19 protein-coding genes are annotated in these 19765 nt (G+C 67.9%); 8 read left to right on the top strand and 11 right to left on the bottom strand.

The annotated features are described in order from the left end of the window. Positions 1 to 100 precede the first annotated feature (100 nt). Genes ACFO6S_RS08310 through ACFO6S_RS08290 form a run of 5 tightly spaced genes read right to left on the bottom strand, consistent with a single transcriptional unit; the run spans position 101 to position 4650 of the window. Positions 101 to 514 (bottom strand): nuclear transport factor 2 family protein, encoded by a 414-nt coding sequence (locus tag ACFO6S_RS08310; RefSeq protein WP_378415853.1) that lies wholly within the window; start codon positions 512 to 514, stop codon positions 101 to 103. Between the two features lie 52 nt (positions 515 to 566). Beyond that, positions 567 to 1430, bottom strand: a complete 864-nt coding sequence (locus tag ACFO6S_RS08305; RefSeq protein ID WP_378415851.1) for a TIGR03619 family F420-dependent LLM class oxidoreductase — start codon at positions 1428 to 1430, stop codon at positions 567 to 569. Between the two features lie 13 nt (positions 1431 to 1443). Next, positions 1444 to 2619, bottom strand: coding sequence for a thiolase domain-containing protein (locus ACFO6S_RS08300; protein WP_378415849.1), 1176 nt, complete (start codon positions 2617 to 2619; stop codon positions 1444 to 1446). Then, complete coding sequence (locus ACFO6S_RS08295; RefSeq protein ID WP_378415847.1) at positions 2619 to 3686, bottom strand: thiolase domain-containing protein; 1068 nt, start codon at positions 3684 to 3686, stop codon at positions 2619 to 2621. Before ACFO6S_RS08295 ends, ACFO6S_RS08300 begins: the two co-directional genes overlap by 1 nt. 13 nt (positions 3687 to 3699) lie before the next feature. Beyond that, positions 3700 to 4650, bottom strand: coding sequence for a Zn-ribbon domain-containing OB-fold protein (locus ACFO6S_RS08290; RefSeq protein ID WP_378416119.1), 951 nt, complete (start codon positions 4648 to 4650; stop codon positions 3700 to 3702). 106 nt (positions 4651 to 4756) lie between these two features. Here ACFO6S_RS08290 and ACFO6S_RS08285 point away from each other — a divergent pair, with 106 nt between their 5' ends. Continuing rightward, positions 4757 to 5797 (top strand): LLM class F420-dependent oxidoreductase, encoded by a 1041-nt coding sequence (locus ACFO6S_RS08285; RefSeq protein ID WP_378415845.1) that lies wholly within the window; start codon positions 4757 to 4759, stop codon positions 5795 to 5797. Positions 5798 to 6005: 208 nt separating this feature from the next. Beyond that, positions 6006 to 6965, top strand: a complete 960-nt coding sequence (locus tag ACFO6S_RS08280; protein WP_378415844.1) for a hypothetical protein — start codon at positions 6006 to 6008, stop codon at positions 6963 to 6965. Between the two features lie 106 nt (positions 6966 to 7071). Here the strand turns inward: ACFO6S_RS08280 and ACFO6S_RS08275 are convergent, their stop codons facing one another. Beyond that, positions 7072 to 7896 carry a crotonase/enoyl-CoA hydratase family protein gene (locus tag ACFO6S_RS08275; protein ID WP_378415842.1) on the bottom strand — a complete coding sequence of 275 codons (825 nt, stop codon included), beginning with the start codon at positions 7894 to 7896 and terminating at the stop codon, positions 7072 to 7074. A 79-nt stretch (positions 7897 to 7975) separates the two neighbouring features. On the opposite strand from ACFO6S_RS08275, the gene ACFO6S_RS08270 reads away from it, so the two are divergent. Further along, on the top strand, positions 7976 to 9622 hold the full coding sequence (locus ACFO6S_RS08270; protein WP_378415840.1) for an acyl-CoA synthetase: 1647 nt from the start codon (positions 7976 to 7978) through the stop codon (positions 9620 to 9622). Then, positions 9622 to 10737 carry an NAD(P)H-dependent flavin oxidoreductase gene (locus ACFO6S_RS08265; protein WP_378415838.1) on the top strand — a complete coding sequence of 372 codons (1116 nt, stop codon included), beginning with the start codon at positions 9622 to 9624 and terminating at the stop codon, positions 10735 to 10737. The genes ACFO6S_RS08270 and ACFO6S_RS08265 overlap by 1 nt, the downstream gene beginning before the upstream one ends. Positions 10738 to 10863: 126 nt before the next feature. Here the strand turns inward: ACFO6S_RS08265 and ACFO6S_RS08260 are convergent, their stop codons facing one another. The 5 genes from ACFO6S_RS08260 to ACFO6S_RS08240 form a co-directional block, all read right to left on the bottom strand. Further along, positions 10864 to 11523 (bottom strand): hypothetical protein, encoded by a 660-nt coding sequence (locus tag ACFO6S_RS08260; protein ID WP_378415836.1) that lies wholly within the window; start codon positions 11521 to 11523, stop codon positions 10864 to 10866. Continuing rightward, on the bottom strand, positions 11520 to 11873 hold the full coding sequence (locus ACFO6S_RS08255; protein WP_378415834.1) for a PadR family transcriptional regulator: 354 nt from the start codon (positions 11871 to 11873) through the stop codon (positions 11520 to 11522). The genes ACFO6S_RS08260 and ACFO6S_RS08255 overlap by 4 nt, the downstream gene beginning before the upstream one ends. A 198-nt stretch (positions 11874 to 12071) precedes the next feature. Next, positions 12072 to 13694 carry a long-chain-fatty-acid--CoA ligase gene (locus ACFO6S_RS08250; RefSeq protein WP_378415832.1) on the bottom strand — a complete coding sequence of 541 codons (1623 nt, stop codon included), beginning with the start codon at positions 13692 to 13694 and terminating at the stop codon, positions 12072 to 12074. 15 nt (positions 13695 to 13709) lie between these two features. Beyond that, complete coding sequence (locus tag ACFO6S_RS08245) at positions 13710 to 14828, bottom strand: acyl-CoA dehydrogenase family protein (protein ID WP_378415831.1); 1119 nt, start codon at positions 14826 to 14828, stop codon at positions 13710 to 13712. Between the two features lie 69 nt (positions 14829 to 14897). Further along, entirely contained in the window at positions 14898 to 16073 is a 1176-nt protein-coding gene (locus ACFO6S_RS08240) for an acyl-CoA dehydrogenase family protein (protein ID WP_378415829.1), read from the bottom strand. A gap of 225 nt (positions 16074 to 16298) precedes the next feature. Here ACFO6S_RS08240 and ACFO6S_RS08235 point away from each other — a divergent pair, with 225 nt between their 5' ends. The 4 genes from ACFO6S_RS08235 (at position 16299) to ACFO6S_RS08220 (ending at position 19761) form a co-directional block, all read left to right on the top strand. After that, complete coding sequence (locus tag ACFO6S_RS08235; protein WP_378415827.1) at positions 16299 to 16490, top strand: ferredoxin; 192 nt, start codon at positions 16299 to 16301, stop codon at positions 16488 to 16490. 140 nt (positions 16491 to 16630) lie between these two features. After that, positions 16631 to 17539, top strand: a complete 909-nt coding sequence (locus ACFO6S_RS08230) for a 3-oxoacyl-ACP reductase (RefSeq protein ID WP_378416117.1) — start codon at positions 16631 to 16633, stop codon at positions 17537 to 17539. Between the two features lie 602 nt (positions 17540 to 18141). After that, the gene (locus tag ACFO6S_RS08225; RefSeq protein WP_378415826.1) at positions 18142 to 18906 is read left to right on the top strand and encodes an MlaE family ABC transporter permease; all 765 of its coding nucleotides are present in this window, start codon (positions 18142 to 18144) and stop codon (positions 18904 to 18906) included. Between the two features lie 3 nt (positions 18907 to 18909). Continuing rightward, entirely contained in the window at positions 18910 to 19761 is an 852-nt protein-coding gene (locus tag ACFO6S_RS08220) for an MlaE family ABC transporter permease (RefSeq protein ID WP_378415824.1), read from the top strand. Positions 19762 to 19765 lie beyond the last annotated feature (4 nt).

Raw genomic sequence — 19765 nt, 5'->3', positions numbered from 1 at the left:
TGATCTTCCTTCCAGGGATCAATGAGAATGGGCCGCACAGGAATTCCTGTGCGGCCCATTCTCGTGTGTGCTCCGCCGACTCAGAGCGTCGGCGCCTCGGTCAGAGCTTGACGGCGGTCTTCATCGCCCGCTCGACCTCCCAAAAAGCCCGCAGGGACTGCAGCTTTCCCTCCGGGTTGACCCGGTAGACGAACACGCCCTCGGCGTCGATCTGGGACCCGGCGAGCACGGTGCGGATCTTGCCGACGTTGACCACCTCGTCACCGCAGAGCAGGGAGTCGTCGACGATGAACTCGATCGACTCGGTGTTCGCGATGGTCATCTCGTAGAACCTCGCGATCGCCTCACGACCGTGGTGGCCCTTGCCTTCCGGGTCGAATCCCGAGGGCCCCACGGGATCCTCGACCCAGCCGTCCTCCGCGAAGAGGTCGAGCCACTCCTGCTTTCGTTTGCCGCTCGCGGCCGACTGAGACGCGAGTGAAGCGATGCGGGCAGGGTGTTCGGCGGACGGCATTGTGCTCTCTTTCGGTGACGGGCTCGGGCTGGATACGGGCGGAGATGTGGAGCTAGTTGATGTACGCGGCGGCGAACTTGCGCAACGAGTCCTGCTTGGCTTCGAGCGGGCCGTCGAACGCGACGCCGTCGAAGAGCCACGGCACCACGATAGTGTCGGTGACGCCGGCCGCGGCGAGCTCCTGGTACCCATCCTTGCCGAAACGGTCGATGCACACCGCCTGAATCTCGAAAGGCTCTCCCTCCCGGCCATTTTCGGCGAGGAGATCGTCGAGCTTGCGCTTGGTCTCGACGAGATCCTTGAACTTCATCATCGCCGAGGTCCAGCCGTCACCCACCCGGGCCGCACGGCGCAGAGCCACGTCGGTGTGTCCACCGACGTAGAACGGCACCGGCTTGGTGGGGGCGGGGCTGATCTGCAGCTTGTCGAAGTCGAAGAACTCGCCGTGGTACTCCACCATGCCGCCCGCCAGGGTCAACTTGATGACCTCGATCATCTCGTCGACCCGGGCGCCGCGGCGCTTGAACGGCACGCCGCACCACTCGAACTCCTCAGGTGCCCAGCCGATCCCGACACCGAACCCGAACCGGTTCCCGGTCAGGTTGGCCACCGAACCCACCTGCCGCGCGAGCAGCAGGGGATTGCGGGAGCCGAGCTTGAGCACGTTCGTGTAGAAGCCGATCGTGGAGGTCGCGGCACCCATAGCAGCCGCCGCGATCAACGGGTCCACCCACGGCGTCTCGGCATTCCACATGCGCGAGCCGTCTGGGGTGTATGGGTAGTCCGCGGCGGCCGTCTCCATGTAGAACAGCGAGTCGGGCAGCGCGATGTTGGCGAATCCGCACTCCTCCGCGGTCTGGGCGAGTGCGGTGAGCTGGTCGAGCGGGCTCATCGCGATTCCGACGGTGAACTTCACGGTGGTGTCCCTTCTAGTTGGTCGGGCGGTCGGCGCCGACCACCCACATCGCGAAGTACTGCGAGCCACCGCCGTACGCATGGCCGAAGGCCTTGCGGGCGCCGTCGACCTGATGGTCGCCTGCGCGCTCCATCACCTGCATCGCCGATTCGGCGTACCGGATCATGCCGGACGCGCCGATCGGGTTCGACGAGAGCACGCCACCCGATGCGTTGACCGGCAACCGCCCGCCGAGAGCGGTCTCGCCTGCCTCGGTGAACTTCCAACCCTCGCCCTCCGGCACGAACCCGAGGTTCTCCAGCCACATCGGCTCGAACCACGAGAACGGCACGTAGATCTCGGCCGCGTCGATCTCGGTTGCCGGATCGGTGATGCCCGCGGCCTTCCAGAGAGCGGCAGCGGCGTCCCGGCCGGCCTGCGGGTTCGCGACGTTGCGGCCGGCGTACGACAGCGGCTCGGTGCGCATCGCGGTCGCATGGATCCACGCCACCTTGCGGCCGTCGGCCTCGACAGCCTTCGCGGCGTCCTCGTTGCCGATGACAATTGCACATGCGCCGTCAGACGACGGGCAGGTCTCGTCGAAACGGATGGGATCCCACAACATCTGGGAGGCCATCACGGACTCGAGGGTGATGTCCGCCTGCTTGAGGTGCGCGTACGGGTTCAGCGCGCCGTTGCGGCGGTCCTTGACAGCGACCATCGCACCGATGTGGTCCGGGGCGCCCGAGCGGCGGATGTACGAGCGCACATGCGGAGCAAAGAAGCCGCCCGCGCCCGCGCCGACCGGCATCGTGAACGGCACCGGGGTGGACAGTGCCCACATCGCGTTGGACTCGGACTGCTTCTCCCACGACACCGCGAGCACCCGCTTGTGGACGCCGGCCTGCACCAGGCTGGCCGCGACGTTGCCCGTCGAGGCGCCGACCGATCCGGCGGTGTGCACGCGCAGCAGCGGCTTGCCGTTGGCGCCCAGCGCATCCGACATTGCGAGTTCCGGCATCATCGAACCCTCGAACAGGTCGGGGGCCTTGCCGATGACGATGGCGTCGATGTCGTCCCAGCCGACGTGGGCGTCGGCCATCGCGCGGTCGATCGCCTCGCGGATCATGCCGGCCATCGTGACGTCGTGGCGCTTGGCGACGTAGTAGGTCTGACCGGTGCCGAGGACTGCGGCATTCTGCTTTGCCATCAGTTGTTGCGTCCTTCCATGACTGCGACCAGGTTCTGCTGCAGCACAGGGCCGCTGGTGGCATGTGCGAGTGTGCGCTGCGCGTCGCCGCTCATGATCTTGCGCGCCGCGTAGCCGATGCGCTCGAGACCGCCGGAGAACATCGGGTTGCCGGTGAGCGGTCCGCCCGACGGGTTGATCGTGGTGGCATCGGTCAGGCCGATCGCCTCACGCAGGATGATCTCCTGATGGGTGAACGGGGCGTGCAGTTCGGCGACGTCGATGTTCGAGACGTCGCCACCGCTTGCGGCGCGCGCTGCGGCCGCGGTCGACGGCGAGATGGTCAGATCGCGCGACCCGAGGTTGGGGGAGTCGATCCGGTGCTCGATGCCGGTGATCCAGGCCGGCCGCTCGCACAGCTCGCGGGCACGGTCGCCGCGGGCCAGGATGATCGCGGCCGCACCGTCGGTGATCGGCGCGCAGTCGTGCGTGCGCAGCGGGTCGGCGACGTATTCGGACGCCAGCAGCGTCTCGATGTCGACGTCGCCGGAGAACTGCGCGTTCGGGTTGTCCTTGGCCGCGGCGCGGCTGCGCTGGGCGATCCGCGCCATGTCCTCGGCCGTCCACTTGCCGGCGTCGAGTCCGAGCCGGGCCTGCAGGCCCGCCATCGAGACGGAGTCCGGCCACAACGGGGCAACCAGGTACGGGTCGGTCTGCATGGCCAGGATCTGGCGGAGGTTACCGGCGGACGACTTGCCGAAGCCGTACACGAGGGCGGTTTCGACCTCGCCGGTCATGAGCTTGACCCAGGCCTCGTACAGCGCCCAGGCGGCGTCCATCTCGACGTGCGACTCGTTGATCGGCGGCACGGCCCCGATCGAGTCGATCGCGGAGATGAACGAGAACGAGCGGCCGGCCAGGTAGTCGGACGATCCTGAGCACCAGAACCCGATGTCGGACTTGGTGATTCCGAGCTCTGCGTACAACTGTTGGAAGCAGGGGACGAGCATCTCGACGCCGTTGGTGGTGCCGGTGGTCTCGCGCACATGAGGGGCCTGTGCGAAGCCGACGACTGCAATGTCTGTCATGGTCTTTCGGCTCCTAGAGGTGGTGCTTGTAGGTGTCGTAGTCCGCGTCCGGCTCACCGGAGGGACGGAAGTGGGAGACGTTCCGGAGCGAGTACACCCACTCCTCCTTGGGCCGCCAGACGGCCTCGACGCGCATGCCCATCCGCACGTCGGCCGGATCGACATCGAGGATCAGGTGCAGGAACGGGATGTCGGCGCCGTCGAGCAGGACGTAGGCCGCCACGTAGGGCGGCTTGATCGACTGGCCCAGGAACGGGACGTTGACGATGCAGAACGTGGTGATGGTGCCCTTGTCGGACACCTCGACCTGCTCCTTGGTGGGGACACCGTCGGTGGGGTTCGCGCCACGCGGGGGGACGTAGACCTTGCCGTTCGCATCGGTGCGGCCGCCGATGATCTTGCCCTCCATGAGGCCACGCAGGTAGTAGGTCTCCTCGAGCGACGCGGTGTGCTTGTAGTGCAGGTCGATCGGGGTCACGATGTCGGTGACCGGGTCACCGCCGGGCTGCGCCGGTGTGGACTCGCTCTCGCCGGGTTCGAAGCAGGCGATGTCCCGGATGTGGCCGGTTCGCTCGTCCGCCCAGCGCACCCGCACCCGCATCCCGGTGCTCATCGCGTCCGGCGTGCCGGCGTCGACGGCGTGCAGGATCGAGGTGTCGGCGCCGTCGAGCTTCACCAGTGCCCATGCGAACGGGTGGCGGAGCGGCTGGCCCTCGATGGGTTCCGGCATCCACGTCCAGCTGACCACCGTGCCGGTGTCGGAGACGTCGACGAAGTCGGTCATCGGTTCGTGGGTGGCGGGATCGAACTCCGGCGGCGGCACGTGGACGCGACCGTCGGACCCACGGACGCCCACGACCTGACGGTCGCGAAGACCGGTCACGAATGCTCCGATGGTCGGTCCGACGGACCGCGTGTAGTCGAATTTCAGATTTAGTGGTGCACTCAGCGGCTGCTCGGCCACTTGGGTCTTTTCAGGGGTCACAAGTTCGAGTAGAACAGGTTCTTATTACTGTGGCAAGAGTCACCGGCATAGTGCGGTGGAAATGGGAAAACACGGAGGCGCACACATGAAGCTGGGGTTGCAACTCGGGTACTGGGGCGCACAGCCGCCGGCCAACGCGGCTGAACTTGTTGCAGAAGCGGATCGGTCGGGGTTCGATGCCGTCTTTTCCGCCGAGTCGTGGGGCAACGACGCGTTCACCCCGCTGGCCTGGTGGGGCTCGAGCACCGAGCGGATCCGGCTGGGCACCTCGGTGGCGCAGCTGTCCGCGCGGACGCCGACCGGCGCCGCCATGCACGCGCTGACCCTCGATCATCTCTCCGGTGGTCGCGCGATCCTCGGTCTCGGTGTCTCCGGGCCGCAGGTCGTCGAGGGCTGGTACGGCCAGCCCTTCCCGAAGCCGCTCGCGCGCACCCGGGAGTACGTCTCGATCGTGCGGCAGGTGCTCGCGCGGGAGGCGCCGGTGACCAACGCAGGCCCGCACTACCCGCTGCCGTACACCGGCGAGGGTTCGATGGGCCTGGGCAAGCCGCTCAAGCCGATCACCCATCCGCTGCGCGCGGACCTGCCGATCTGGCTGGGCGCGGAGGGCCCGAAGAACGTCGCCATGACCGCGGAGATCGCCGACGGTTGGCTGGCGATCTACTACACGCCGCGACTGGCGCCGATGTACAACGAGTGGCTCGACGAGGGCTTCGCCCGCCCGGGTGCGCGGCGCAGCCGGGAGGACTTCGAGGTCGCGGCCACCTGCCAGGTCGTCATCACCGACGACCGGGCGGCGGCTATCGCGAAGCTCAAGCCGATCACGGCGCTCTACGTCGGCGGGATGGGTGCGGCCGAGGTGAACTTCCACGCCCAGGTGTACACCCGCATGGGGTACGGCGACGAGGTCAAGGAGATCCAGCGCCTGTTCCTGTCCGGCCGCAAGGACGAGGCCGCCGCGATCGTGCCGGACGAGATGGTCACCGACACGATGATCCTGGGCAACCTCGAGGAGGTCCGCGAACAGGTCAAGGTGTGGGAGGACTCGGGTGTCACCATGCTGCTGGTGACCTGCCGCGACGTCGAGCACATGCGTCAGCTCGCGGCGGCCGTCAGGCCCGCCTAGCCAGCCCAGCCCCGTCCCCGGCTCCCGGTCCGCACCCACGCATCGAATGAACGGAAGCGTTCATTCGATGCGATCGAATGAACGGTACGTTCACTCGGCGCGGATCGGGACCGGCCGGTTGTCCACAGGCCGCGAATCCATCCACAGGCAGCCGTCACTCGACCGTTTTCCTGGCCTCGCGGCATCCCGCGTGGTCCACGATCGGAGCATGCGCGGGGGACAGTGGAAGACACATCAGCGCCTGTTGGTCGAGGCAAGCGACAGCGGTGTGATCAAGGTGTCGGAGATGGGCGGCCTCGGTGTTTCGACGTCGACCGTCGCGGCGCGCTGTCGACCGGGTGGGCCCTGGTCCCACCTGCTGCCGGGGGTGGTCCAGCTGACCAACGGCCATCCGACGGCCAGGCAGCGGACGGTCGCGGCGCTGATGTACGCCGGAAACGGCGCGATGCTCAGCGGTCGGTCTGCGCTGCGCGAATACGGGTTCGGGCACTACGCCGGCGACGTGCACGTGCTGCTGCCGGATCGCCGTCGTGTGCAGTCCGTCGCGTTCGTCCATGTCGAGCGCACTACGCGTCTGCCCGAGCCTGAGGTTCGCAGCGGTCTGCCGTGTGCGCCCCTCCGGCGGGCGTTGCTCGACGCTGCCCGCCGGTGCACCTCGTTGGATGCCGCACGTGCGTTGATCGCGGAGATCGTGCAGCGAGGAGAGGTGACGCCCGATGAGCTCGCAGCGGAGCTGTCAGCGGGCAGCAAGCGTGGCTCTGCCTTGCCGCGCAGGGTGATTGAGGAGGTCACTGCGCACGTGCACTCCGTGCCGGAGGCGGAAGCGCGGAACCTCTGGCTCAAGAGCGGGCTGCCCCCGATGGTGTTCAACCGGACGGTCGTCACGGGTGACGGAGACTTCATCGCGGTCCCGGACGGGTGGATGGACGACGTCGGGCTGGCGTGGGAGATCGATTCGATCGAATGGCATCTGTCGCCGGCCGAGCACGCGGCGACGCTCGAGCGGCGTACGCGGATGCAGGGGAAGGGGATCGTGGTGCTGGCGACGCGCCCGTCACAGGTTCGCGACGATCCGAGCGCGGTCATCGACGCGTTGCGCGCGCACTATGCGGTGGCTCTGGCCAGACCGCGCCCGTCGGTGCGACTGCTGCCGGCGACCGGCGAGTAGAGGGCAGATTCGGCCCGTGCCCGGCGAGTGAACGGCACGTTCATTCGATCCAATCGAATGAACGCTTCCGTTCACTCGCCGGGGCGAGGGGACAGTGCTGGGAGGTTCAGCGGCCTTCGAAGACCGGGGTGCGCTTCTCGGCGAACGAGCGCGGACCCTCCTTGGCGTCGGCGCTGCGGAACACCTCGGCGCCGATCTCGGCCTCGATCTTGAAGGCGTCCTCCTCGTGCATGCCCTCGGTGACGCGGATGGTCTTGAGGATGGCCTGGACGGCGATCGGGCCGTTGGCGGCGATGGCGTCGGCAATCTCGAGCGCCTTGGTCAGCGCCTCTCCGTCGGGCACGACGTGGCCGATCAGGCCGAGCTCCTTGGCCTCGGACGCCGGGACGTTCCGGCCGGTGAGCAGGATTTCGGCCGCGACGGTGTAGGGAATCTGGCGGACCAGGCGGACCGCGGAGCCGCCGAGCGGGAACAGTCCCAGCCGGGCCTCGGAGACGCCGAACTTGGCGCTCTCGCCGGCCACGCGGATGTCGGTGCCCTGCAGGATCTCGGTGCCGCCCGCGATGGCCGCGCCCTCGACCGCGGCGATCAGCGGCTTGGTGAGCCGACGGCCCTTGAGCAGCGCCGGCAGCTTGGTCAGGTCCATTCCGCCCTTGACGAACTTGTCGCCGGGGGCGCTCTTGTTCATCGCCTTGAGGTCCATGCCTGCGCAGAACGTGCCACCGGCGCCGGTGAGGATCGCGACCCGGATGTCGGGATCGGCGTCGACCTGGTCCCAGGCCTCGGTCATGATCGCCATCATCTCGCTGGAGAGAGCGTTCCTCGCTGCCGGCCGATTCATCGTCACGATGAGGACGTGACCGCGCTTCTCGACGAGGCAGTGCGGGGCGGACGCGGCGACATCGGCGATCTCGGATGTGGTGGAGGACACTGAAAGCTCCCGATCTTGTGTGAGTTGGGTCTCAAACTGACCCTTGCATGAAACGGTAACACGTTCTACTTTGTTGGGCGTGGCCATTAATATCGCAGACTTCGTTGAGCATTCCATCGACCTGAATCCCGAACGCATCGCGCTGCTGGACAGCACCCGCGAGGTGACGTACGCGCAGCTGGAGGAGCGGACCAACCGTCTGGCTCACTACCTGCTGGAACACGGCGTCCAGCCCGGCGACAAGGTCGGCATCTACAGCCGCAACACCATCGAGGCCATCGAGGCCATGGTGGCGGTGTTCAAGGCCCGTGCGGTGATGGTCAACATCAACTACCGGTACGTCGAGAACGAGTTGCAGTACATCTTCGAGAACTCGGACATGGCCGCGCTCGTCGTCGAGCGCCGGTACGTGGACAAGGTGGCCAACGTGCTGCCGAACACGCCGTTGGTCAAGTCCGTGATCGTCGTCGAGGACGGCACCGATCTCGACTACGCCGAGTTCGGCGTCGAGTTCGAGCAGGCGCTGAGCGAGGGCTCTCCCGAGCGCGACTTCGGCGAGCGCAGCCAGGACGACATCTTCATGCTCTACACCGGCGGCACCACCGGCATGCCGAAGGGCGTCATGTGGCGCCACGAGGACTGGTGGCGCGTGCTCGGTGGCGGCGTCAACTTCGTCACCGGCGAGCGCGTCGAGGACGAGTGGGAGATGGCCAAGGTCGGCGCCGCGAACCCGGCGATGGTCCGCTTCCCGATCCCCCCGATGATCCACGGCGGCTCGCAGTCCGCGGTGTTCCACAGCCTCTTCGGCGGTGGCACCCTCGTGATGCACCCCGAGTTCGACGGCCACGAGGTGTGGCAGTGCATCGACAAGCACAAGATCAACCTCATCTTCATCACCGGCGACGCCATGGCCCGCCCGATGCTCGACGCACTCGTCCAGGGCAACCCCGAGACGGGTGAGCCCTACGACCTGTCCTCGCTGTACGTCATCGCCTCCAGTGCCGCGCTGTTCTCGCCGGTGCTCAAGGAGCAGTTCCTGGACCTGCTGCCGAACCGCTTGCTCACCGACTCGATCGGCTCCTCCGAGACCGGCTTCGGCGGCCTGAGCGTGATCGCCAAGGGCTTCGAGCACTCCGGCGGCCCGCGCGTAAAGATCGACGCCGCGACCGTGGTCATCGACGACGACGGCGTCCCGGTCGTGCCCGGCTCCGGACAGGTCGGCCTGCTGGCCCGCCACGGCCACATCCCGCTCGGCTACTACAAGGACGAGGTCAAGACGGCCGAGACCTTCAAAACCTTTGGCGGCGTGCGCTACTCCATTCCGGGCGACTTCGCGCGGGTCGAGGAGGACGGCACCGTCACGATGCTCGGGCGTGGCTCGGTCTCGATCAACAGCGGCGGCGAGAAGATCTACCCCGAGGAGGTCGAGGGCGCGGTCAAGACGCACGACGCCGTGTTCGACGCACTCGTCGTGGGCATCCCGGACGAGCGCTGGGGACAGCGGGTCGCCGCGGTGATCGCCGTGCGCCCGGATGCAGAGCGCCCGAGCATGGACGAGATCATCGAGGCCTGCCGCAAGGAGATCGCCGGCTACAAGGTGCCGCGCAGCGTCTGGTTCGTCGACGAGATCAAGCGCAACCCGGCCGGTAAGCCGAACTACCAGTGGGCCAAGGAGCAGACCGTGCAGCGCGAGGCCGACGATCATTACTCCAACGGAAACTCCTGATGCGTAACGCACTGGCCGAGAAGTTCGGCATCGAGTACCCGATCTTCGCGTTCACCCCGTCCGAGCACGTGGCGGCGGCGGTCTCGCGGGCCGGCGGGCTCGGCGTGCTGGGCTGCGTGCGGTTCAACGATCCGGAAGAGCTCGAGGCGACCCTCGCCTGGATGGACGAGAACACCGACGGCAAGCCGTACGGCGTCGACATCGTCATGCCTGCGAAGGTGCCCACCGAGGGTGCGGCCGTCGACTTGGACAAGCTGATCCCGGCCGAGCACCGCGCGTTCGTCAACCGCACGCTCGACGAACTGGGCGTGCCGCCGCTGTCCGACGACATCGAGCAGGCCGCCGGCGTGCTGGGCTGGCTGCACTCCGTCGCACGGGCGCAGGTGGACGTGGCACTGCGTCACCGTCCGGCACTGATCGCCAACGCGCTCGGGTCGCCGCCGAAGGACATCATCGACGAGGCGCACGCGCACGGGGTTCCGGTCGCCGCCCTCGCCGGGGCGGTCGGTCACGCGCTCAGCCACGTTGCCAACGGCGTCGACATCGTCATCGCCCAGGGCTACGAGGCCGGCGGGCACACCGGCGAGATCGCCTCGATGGTCCTGGTTCCCGAGATCGTCGACGCGGTAGGCGATTCCGCGACCGTGCTGGCCGCCGGTGGAATCGGCAGTGGTCGTCAGATCGCCGCAGCCATGAGCCTCGGGGCATCCGGCGTCTGGATGGGCTCGTACTGGCTCACCGCCGCCGAGTACAAGCTGGGCAGCGCGTCGGGTGAGGGCCCGTCGGCCATCCAGCGCGCGCTGCTCGACGCGACCTCCGCGGACACCGTTCGCTCGCGGATCTACTCGGGCAAGCCGGCCCGGTTGCTCAAGACCAAGTGGACCGAGGCGTGGTCGGCGGAGGGCGCACCGGACGCGCTGCCGATGCCGCTGCAGAACCTCCTGGTCGCCGAGGCGCACCAGCGGATCGTCGCCTCGGAGAATCCCGAGGTTGTCGCGATGCCGGCCGGTCAGATCGTCGGTCGGATGAACGAGATCCGCCCGGTCGCCGAGTCGATGGCCGAACTGGTCGCCGAGTTCGACGCGACCGTTGCGCGACTGGAGAAGCTCAAGTAGGTATCCACGCCTCCGGGCGTGACAGGCAAGGCCACACACGAAGGCCGGGTGCGATACTCGCACCCGGCCTTCGTGTGTGTCGAGTACTCCGTGGCGACCGCGGGTCGCGGCGCGCCGTCGGTGGAATCAGGCAGGGCTGCCTCGAAGCGCGAGGTGCCGTGCCGCCGCCGCGCCCGCGCTGATCACCAGGCACACCGCGGTCACGGTGGTGACGAAGGTGGTGGGGGTCGTGCTGAAGCCCTGAATCCAGGCCGTCCCTACGCCGCCTGCGAGGGCGGCGAGTCCGGTGAGCGGTAGCACCCACGAGAGGGTCAGGGCGGTGCTCGTTGCGTGGGGATCGCCGCCGAGTCGCAGGGCGCCCCAGGTGCCGGCCAACGCGCACAGGTAGGCGAGTGCGGCGCTGAGGGCGTACACGACGATCAGGATGTTCCCCGGTTCGACGGTGGCGATCGAACGGAAGGCCAGGAAGAGCAGCGCGAGAATCGCGCCGAGGCCCACCGTGGCGCCGAGTAGTACTGCCGGGACGACTAGTCCCAAACGGTAAGCGCGGCCGGACAGTTCGCGCTCGTCCGCCCACTCCCGCAGCGTGGTGGCAGGGTCGTCGCCGACAACTCCGCTGGTGCCGACGCCGTCCGCGACCGCCGCGTCGAGTTCGCCGGTCAGTTCGCCGAGCAGCGCGATGCGGTCGCTCCTGCGGACCCCGGCGCGACGCCAGAGCCGAGTCGCGGTTCGCTCGATCGTCGTGATGTCGACGGTCTCGCAGGTCTGGGCAGCAGGTGAGGTCATCGCGCGCTCCTGGTCGAATTTGTCTCTGTCAGTAGTGAGTTCACGCTCGAGGCGAGTGTCAGCCATTCGGTGGCGCCGTCCTCGAGTGCGTCGAGGCCGAGTTCGGTGACGGAGTAGTACTTGCGGGGTGGGCCCGAGCTGGACGGTCTGCTCTCGGATTCCACCAGGCCGGCCTTCTCCAGCCTCGCGAGGAGTGGGTACGACGAGCCGCCGGCGACCAGCAGATCGCGCTCGGCGAGTCGCTCTGTCAGTTCGTAGCCGTAGATGGGGCCTTCCCGCAGGAGCGAGAGCAGGCACAGGTCGAGCACGCCACGGAGGACGAGGCTGCGTCGGTCGACGGATGGACTCATGCACAGCAAGGTACCACTAGGATGCTGAGCAAGGTAGCGGATCACGAGGGTTCCCGGCCGGGTGGGCTGGGGAGGAATTCGTCCCGCCCGCGCCCGTCCGCCCCGAGTGAACGGCACGTTCATTCGATTAGATCGAATGAACGCTTCCGTTCATTCGGTAGGCAGGCGGGGCGGGAGGGGAGAAGGGGAAGGGAGGGGTCAGCTGTCGAGTTCGGCGTCGAGTGCGGCGGCGAACTCGGGGGTGACGGGGGCGAAGGTGGTGCTGCCGGCGGCGCGGAACCAGGTGGGGTCGGGGGAGTTCCACCGCTGCGCGCTCAGCGAACGGCCGAGCACCTTGTAGGTCGCGGTCTTGGGCAGGTCCGGGCTCACCCGGACGAGCGTCGGGACCTGCTTGGGGCCGAGATCGTGCTGGTGGGTGAGGAACTCGGCGAACTCGGCGACATCGAAGCCGTCCGCGACCACCAGCGCCACCGCGACGCGGTCGCCGACCTGCGGGTCCGGGACCGCGTAGGCCGCGGCCTCGAGCACCCGCGGGTGCCGGGAGACGATGTTCTCGATCGGCGCGGTGCCGAGGTTCTCGCCGTCCACCCGCATCCATCCGGAGCTGCGGCCGGCGAAGTAGACGTAGCCGTCGGCATCGACGTACGCGAGGTCGCCGCTCCAGTACTGGCCGTCGCGGACCCGCTCGGCCTCGGCCTCGGGGTTCTTGTAGTAGCCGGCGAAGCTACCGGTGCCGGCGGTGTTCACCAGTTCGCCGGTCGCCTTGTCGGCGTTGGTGATGCGGCCGCGCTCGTCGAATTCGGCAATGGGGCAGGGTGTTCCGTGGTCCGGATCGAGGATGGCGATGCCGGCGGGCAGCGGGCCCAGCGCGCCGGGCGGGGTGCCCGGCGGGCGGGAGATCAGGACGCCGCCCTCGGTGGAGCCGAAGCCGTCGACTACCCGGGTCGCGAATCGGCGTCCGAACTCGGCGATCGCCGACGCGGAGCCCTCGTTGCCGTAGACGACCTTCAGCGGGTTGTCGGCGTCGTCGGCCCGTTCGGGGGTGGCGAGCACGTAGGCGAGGGGCTTGCCCACGTAGTGCGCGAAGGTGGCGCCGAACCGGCGCACGTCGGGCAGGAACCCGGACGCCGAGAATTTGCGTCGCAGGGCGAAGTTCCCGCCGACGGCCAGGGCGATGGACCAGCACGCCATGACCGCGCCGGAGTGGAACATGGGCATCGACGCGTAGGTGGTGTCGGCGGAGCTGAGCTCGAAGCGGTCCGCCAGCATCCGTCCCGGACCGGCGACCATCTTGTGGGTGACCCGCACGGCCTTCGGGTTGCCGCTGGTGCCGGAGGTGAAGATCAGCATGAACAGGTCGTCGCCTGCCGCGACCCGGTCGGGCACGGCGCTGCCGCGGTGGGCGGAGAGCAAGTCCGTCCAGTCCGGGGAGTCGACGGTGAGCACGCGGACCCCGCCGAGGTCGAGCCCGTCGAGCAGGCCGACGGTCGAGGAGTCGGCGACGACCACCTGGCAGTCCGCCCGGGCGATGTCACCGGCGAGGGCCTCGCCGCGGCGGGTGGTATTCAGTCCCACCGCGACAGATCCGCCCAGCGCGGCCGCGCCGAGCAGGAGGGAGAACTCGGGCACGTTGTCCAGCAGCACCCCGATGTGCCGGGGTGCTGCCGGATCAAGCATGGTCGCCAGGCCCGACGCCAGATCGGCACTGAGTGATACGTGCTCGGACCACGAAATCTTCTTGTCCTCGAACAGAATTCCGTGATCTTCGTCGTCTCGCAGGCGGAGCAGCAGATCGGTGACAGTGGGCGTGGCGGTCGTCATGGTTGCAGCCTAGGTTCAGGCAGGCACGTCGGCCAGGATCTGTCCCAGTCGACGCAACTGCTCGGTGGCCGAGCCGAGTGCGAACTCGTTGTGCTTGGCCGCCAGGAAGTAACGGTGGACGGGGTGTTCGCGGTCGAGTCCGACGCCGCCGTGGATGTGGATCACGGTGTGCGCCACCCGGTGACCGGCGTCGGCTGCCCAGAACTTCGCGGTCCGGACCTCCTCCTCGGCAGGCAGGTTCTCGCTCAGACGCCAGGCGGCCTGCCAGAGGGTCAGCCGGGCACCCTTCACGTCGATGAAGGCGTCCGCGAGCCGCTGGGCCACGGCCTGGAAACTGCCGATCGGGCGGTCGAACTGGACCCGCTCGCGCGCGTACTCCGCGACCAGTTCCAGGGCCCGCTCCAGGGTGCCGAGCTGGGTCGCGCTCAGCGCGACGGCGGCGCGGGCCAGGATCCAGTCCATGATCTCGGCGCCGTTCGCGGGGCTGCCGAGCACTCGGTCCGACCCGACCTTGGTGCCGGACAACTCGACGATCGACTCCGCGCTGAAGTCGGTGACGCGCTGGCGTTCGACGGTGACCCCGGCGTCGGACGGCTGCACCAGGAACACCGCGACACCCTCGGGGGTGGTGGCGGGAACCAGGATCAGGTCCGCGAAGGTCGCCGCAGGCACGGTGATCTTGGTGCCGGTCAGCACCCAGTCGTCGCCGCTGCGCGTCGCCGTGGTCACCGGGGCGGCCGGGTTGTCGTTGAGCTCCTCGGCGAGCGCGACGGTGAGGACGACCTCGCCGGCGCCGGCGCGCTGCGCCCACTCTCGCTGGGCCTCGTCGCCGAACTCCGCCAGTGCCGAGGCGGCGAGGACGATCGAGGACAGGTACGGCACCGGCGCGAGGGGCCTGCCGATCTCGCGCAGCACCGAGCACTGCTCGAGGATGCCGAATCCGCCGCCGCCGACCGACTCCGGCAGCGCCGCGGCGAGCACGCCCGCGTCGGCGAGTGCCTTCCAGAGCTTGTCGTCGAAGCGGTCCTGCGCGCCGTCGAGTTCCTTGAGTCGCTCCGGGGTGGTGAGCTTCTCGGCGATGCTCCGGGTGAGCTGTTCGAGGTCCTGCTGGGCCTCTGTGTGGGTGAAGTCCATGATGTTCCTTTGACTCGCGCGGTCAGCGCAGGATGGGGGCCGGGGTCGGCGCCGGGTCGGCGGTGAAAGTCACCGCTTGGCGGGCGGCTGGCCCAGTGCCGTCATGGCGAGGATGTCGCGCTGCACCTCGTTGGTGCCGCCACCGAAGGTCAGGATCAGCGCGGACCGGTGCCACCGCTCGAGGCGGCCGCGCACGGCGACGCCCTTCGAGTCCTGGCGCAGGTATGCCTGCGGTCCGAGGACCTCCATCAGAAGTCGGTACGCCTCGGTGGCGAACTCGGTGCCGAACACCTTGCAGGCCGACGCGTCGCCCTTGCTCGGGGCATCGGCGGAGGAGACATCCCAGTTCAGCAGCTTGAGGTACTCGACCTTGGCGTGCACCCGGGCGATGTTGATCTGCACCCATTCCTGGTCGATGACGCGGCGACCGTCGGCCATCTTGGTGTTCTGCGCCCACTCGATGGTGTCGCGCAGCGCGCCCTGGATCTGTGCGGCGGAGACCAGCGCCACGCGCTCGTGGTTGAGCTGGTTGGTCATCAGACCCCAGCCGCCGTTCTCCTCGCCGACCAGCGCGGACGACGGCACGCGGACGTCCTGGTAGTAGGTCGCGCTGGTGTCCGGGCCCGCCATCGTGTGCACGGGCGTGTAGGAGAAGCCCTCCGCGGTGGTCGGCACGATGAGCATGCTGATGCCCTTGTGCTTCTTGGCGTTCTGGTCGGTGCGGACGGCGAGCCAGACGTAGTCCGCGTACGCGATGAGGCTGGTCCACATCTTCTGACCGTTGATGACGTAGTCGTCGCCGTCCTTGACCGCGGTGGTCCGCAGGCTGGCCAGGTCGGTGCCTGCGCCGGGCTCGGAGTAGCCGATGGAGAAGTGGATCTCGCCCGCGGAGATCTTGGGCAGGAAGAACTTCTTCTGCTCCTCGGATCCGTAGTGCATGATTGTCGGCGCGACGGAGTTGATCGTCAGGAACGGCACGGGGGCGCCGGCGATCGCGGCCTCGTCGGTGAAGATCAGCTGGTCGATCGGCGACCGCTCCTGGCCGCCGAACTCCTTGGGCCACCCGAGGGTGAGCCAGCCGTCGCTGCCCATCTCACGCACGATGTCGCGGTAGACGGTCCCCGATCCGTACTCGCCGGTCGTCGCGGAGAGCGCCTCCCGGCGTTCGGGAGTGATGAGCTTGGCGAAGTAGGCGCGGAGCTCCTCGCGCAACTTCTGCTGCTCCGCGCTGTAGTTGATGTGCATGGTGCCTCTCCGGTCTCTGACACAGGTTCTAGTCGCTGGGAAGGTTGCTCGGCTCGGCCCGGTAGTGAAGCGGACGCAGCACACTTTCGGCCCGATTAAGGGCGTTTTTCGCATCATTGCACAGGAGTGGAACGGGTTCTAGTCTTATGCTGGATCCGCGTTCGGTCCCAGCCCGGAACCCGAGCGTCGCAACCGCATGACATGAGTGAGAAGTGAGGATCATCAATGAAGGTCACAGTCGATTTGGACCTCTGTGAAGCCAACGGTGTGTGTGTCGGCATCGCGCCCGACGTCTTCGACCTCGATGACGACGAGCAGCTGTTGATCACGCAGCCCGACGACACCCCGGAGCAGGTGGCCCTGATGAAGGAGTCCGTCAACCAGTGCCCGCGGGCCGCTCTGCGTCTCGAGCTCTAAGACTTCTTGCCGCAAACAGGAACACGTTCTACAGTGACTGTCGTCACGAACGTGACTGGAATCCCCGGGGCGCGCCGCCTGTCGAACTGGCGGGCGCGCCCGTCGGGGTCCGAATTCAATTCACGAAGGTAGTGGTGGGATTGGCTAGTCGCGAGGTAAGTCTGGACGGCAAGGTCGCGATCGTGACCGGCGGAGCGTCGGGCCTGGGCAAGGCCGAGGCCCTCGGGCTCGTCCGGCAGGGTGCGAACGTCGTGATCAACGACCTGCGCGCCGACGAGAACGCGGACGCGGTGCTGGCGGAGGTCGAGGCGCTCGGCGGCAAGGCGCTGTTCGTCGCCGGCGACATCGGCGAGCGCTCGACGGCCGACGCACTGATGGCGGCCGCCACCGAGCAGTTCGGCGGCCTCGACATCGTGGTCAACAACGCCGGCATCGTCCGCGACAAGATGCTCTTCTCCATGTCGGACGAGGACTGGGACCTGGTGCTCAAGGTGCACCTGCGTGGCCACTTCCTGCTCTGCCGCAACGCCGCCGTGCACTGGCGCGCCGAGTCCAAGGCGGCAGGCGCCCCCGTCTACGGCCGACTGATCAACACCTCCTCGGAGGCCGGCCTGCTCGGGCCCGCCGGACAGCCGAACTACGGCGCCGCGAAGGCCGGCATCACCGCTCTCACGCTCTCGGCGGCACGCGGCCTCGAGCGCTACGGCGTCCGCGCCAACGCCATCTGCCCACGGGCGCGCACGGCGATGACGGAGAACGTCTTCGGCGACGCGCCGGAGGACGGCATCGATCCGCTCTCGCCCGAGCACGTGGTCAACCTCGTGTCCTACCTGGCCTCCCCGGCCGCGGACGCGATCAACGGCCAGGTCTTCGTCGTCTACGGCCCGATGGTCGCGCTGATGGCGGCGCCGGTCGTCGAGCAGCGGTTCGACGCCGACGACGCGCAGTTCAGCCCCGCGGCCCTCGCGGACCAGCTCGGCGGCTACTTCGACGGTCGCGACCCGGGCAAGATGTTCGCTGCCACCGCCGCGGTCAAGTCCCTGGGCTGATGCCCGCTCGACCGCCAACTCGTTAGTTGTAACGAAGCAATCATCTCGAATTCGCATACGAGACGTGCATTCTGAGACAAGATGGTGGTCCTGCGTGAGCTCTGTTCGTACCGTGGTATGTCAGCACGTGTTCTAGAAATTCCGGCAGTTCGGGATTCGGCGCAGGCCGGATGCGGACCGCCACGAAGGGCGAGGTCGGATGGCGGGGCGGGGAGTGGAATCGGCTCCCCGCCCCGTCACCTGCCACGAGGCTTGTTCGTCGAGCGGTCGGTCCCGATCGCGTTCGGCTCGTGAAAGGCAATGGGGTAGAACATGGCTCGCTGGATTGGGGTGCGGCGATCGCTGTCGAATCTGTGCGCAGTCCTGGGTCTGACCGCGGTGGAGGACCTGCCGCGAACCCCGGCGTCATCGTTGAACAAGGCCAACGCATCCGCGTCGTCGGCCAACCGTAAACCCGCAATGACTGGCCGGGATGGCTCGGAGGGTGACCTGCTTTGACACGAGAACGTGTTCTAGTTAATATGACCTGGATCACAGACTCCTCGGGGGCGTCCATGCGACCTCCGTCGAGCCGTGTGTGCGAGAACTGACGAGGAGGGCTGATGAACGATCTCCTCGAGGTGCCGTTGCGCGCCGTGGGTGGCTTCTTCGCGATGACGGGGGAGACCTTCCGCGCGATGGGCCGACGCCCGTTCCAGCGCCAGGAATTCGTCGACCAGTCCTGGTTCGTCGCCAGGGTCTCGATGGTGCCGACCGTCCTGGTTGCCATTCCGTTCACCGTGCTGGTGAGCTTCACCATCAACATCCTGCTCCGCGAGATCGGCGCGGCCGACCTCAGCGGGGCCGGTGCCGCGCTCGGCGCGGTGACCCAGGTCGGCCCGATGGTCACCGTGCTGATCGTCGCGGGTGCCGGCGCCACCGCCATCTGCGCGGACCTCGCGGCGAGAACCATTCGCGAGGAGATCGACGCGATGAAGGTGCTCGGCATCAATCCGATCCACCGACTGGTGGTGCCGCGAGTGCTGGCGTCGACCGTGGTCGCGCTGCTTCTCAACGGACTGGTCTGCACGATCGGTATCCTCGGCGGCTTCCTGTTCTCGGTCTTCCTGCAGGACGTGAACCCCGGCGCCTTCGTCAACGGCATCACGCTGCTGACCGGCTTCGGTGAACTGCTCCTCTCCCAGCTGAAGGCGGGACTGTTCGGCATGATTGCCGGCCTGGTCGCCTGCTACCTGGGTCTCAACGTGAAAGGCGGGGCAAAGAGCGTGGGTGACGCCGTGAACCAGACCGTCGTTTTCGCCTTCATGGCGCTGTTCGTGGTCAACGTCCTGGTGACCGCGGTCGGTATCAAGCTGACGGCAGGCTGACACATGGCACTCGCACTGACCGGACGTTTCCGGGGCACCCGACGCGGGGCGCGCAAGTTCTCCGGCGCCATCGACTCCATCGGCGACCAGGCGCTCTTCTTCTGGCGCGCGGTGGCCTCGGCACCCCGCGCGCTGATCCACTACCGCAAGGAGACGATCCGGCTGATCGCGGAGATTGCGATGGGCTCCGGCGCCCTCGCGATCATCGGCGGCACCGTTGTCATCGTCGCCTTCCTGACCCTGTTCTCCGGCGCCGTGATCGCGGTTCAGGGCTTCAGCTCGCTCGGCAACATCGGCGTCGAGGCGCTGACCGGCTTCTTCGCCGCCTTCATCAACGTGCGCATCGCCGCGCCGGTCATCGCGGGCATCGGCCTCGCCGCGACGATCGGTGCCGGCTCGACCGCGCAGCTCGGCGCGATGCGGGTCTCCGAGGAGATCGACGCGCTCGAATCGATGGCCATCCCGTCGATCCCGTACCTGGTCAGCACCCGCGTGATGGCCGGCATGATCGCGATCGTCCCGCTGTACTCGCTGGCCGTGATCGCCTCGTTCATCGCCAGCCGGTTCGCCACCGTCGTGATCAACGGCCAGTCGGGGGGTGTCTACGACCACTACTTCTCGACGTTCCTGATGCCCACGGACATTCTGTGGTCGTTCGCTCAGGCGATCGTGATGGGTCTGGCCGTCATGCTGATCCACACCTACTACGGCTTCAACGCCAGCGGCGGCCCGGTCGGCGTCGGCGTGGCCGTCGGCAACGCGGTCCGCACCTCGCTGATCGCCGTGGTCACGGTGACCCTGCTCATCTCGCTCGCCATCTACGGCGGGTCCGGCAACTTCAACCTTTCGGGATAGCGGC

It is taken from the genome of Rhodococcus kronopolitis, assembly GCF_042654025.1.
GTDB lineage: Bacteria > Actinomycetota > Actinomycetes > Mycobacteriales > Mycobacteriaceae > Rhodococcus_G > Rhodococcus_G kronopolitis.
Note: the sequence above shows the minus strand (reverse complement) of the source record. Positions and strands in the feature narration are given on the sequence as shown.

Excerpts from the sequence above, each read along its gene's own strand:
- ACFO6S_RS08245 (WP_378415831.1), bottom strand. The coding sequence starts at position 14,828 with ATGGACTTCACCCACACAGAGGCCCAGCAGGACCTCGAACAGCTCACC.
- ACFO6S_RS08220 (WP_378415824.1), top strand. The coding sequence starts at position 18,910 with ATGGCACTCGCACTGACCGGACGTTTCCGGGGCACCCGACGCGGGGCG.
- ACFO6S_RS08235 (WP_378415827.1), top strand. The coding sequence starts at position 16,299 with ATGAAGGTCACAGTCGATTTGGACCTCTGTGAAGCCAACGGTGTGTGT.
- ACFO6S_RS08260 (WP_378415836.1), bottom strand. The coding sequence starts at position 11,523 with ATGACCTCACCTGCTGCCCAGACCTGCGAGACCGTCGACATCACGACG.
- ACFO6S_RS08255 (WP_378415834.1), bottom strand. The coding sequence starts at position 11,873 with ATGAGTCCATCCGTCGACCGACGCAGCCTCGTCCTCCGTGGCGTGCTC.
- ACFO6S_RS08285 (WP_378415845.1), top strand. The coding sequence starts at position 4,757 with ATGAAGCTGGGGTTGCAACTCGGGTACTGGGGCGCACAGCCGCCGGCC.
- ACFO6S_RS08250 (WP_378415832.1), bottom strand. The coding sequence starts at position 13,694 with ATGACGACCGCCACGCCCACTGTCACCGATCTGCTGCTCCGCCTGCGA.
- ACFO6S_RS08310 (WP_378415853.1), bottom strand. The coding sequence starts at position 514 with ATGCCGTCCGCCGAACACCCTGCCCGCATCGCTTCACTCGCGTCTCAG.
- ACFO6S_RS08280 (WP_378415844.1), top strand. The coding sequence starts at position 6,006 with ATGCGCGGGGGACAGTGGAAGACACATCAGCGCCTGTTGGTCGAGGCA.
- ACFO6S_RS08300 (WP_378415849.1), bottom strand. The coding sequence starts at position 2,619 with ATGGCAAAGCAGAATGCCGCAGTCCTCGGCACCGGTCAGACCTACTAC.
- ACFO6S_RS08295 (WP_378415847.1), bottom strand. The coding sequence starts at position 3,686 with ATGACAGACATTGCAGTCGTCGGCTTCGCACAGGCCCCTCATGTGCGC.
- ACFO6S_RS08265 (WP_378415838.1), top strand. The coding sequence starts at position 9,622 with ATGCGTAACGCACTGGCCGAGAAGTTCGGCATCGAGTACCCGATCTTC.
- ACFO6S_RS08240 (WP_378415829.1), bottom strand. The coding sequence starts at position 16,073 with ATGCACATCAACTACAGCGCGGAGCAGCAGAAGTTGCGCGAGGAGCTC.
- ACFO6S_RS08225 (WP_378415826.1), top strand. The coding sequence starts at position 18,142 with ATGAACGATCTCCTCGAGGTGCCGTTGCGCGCCGTGGGTGGCTTCTTC.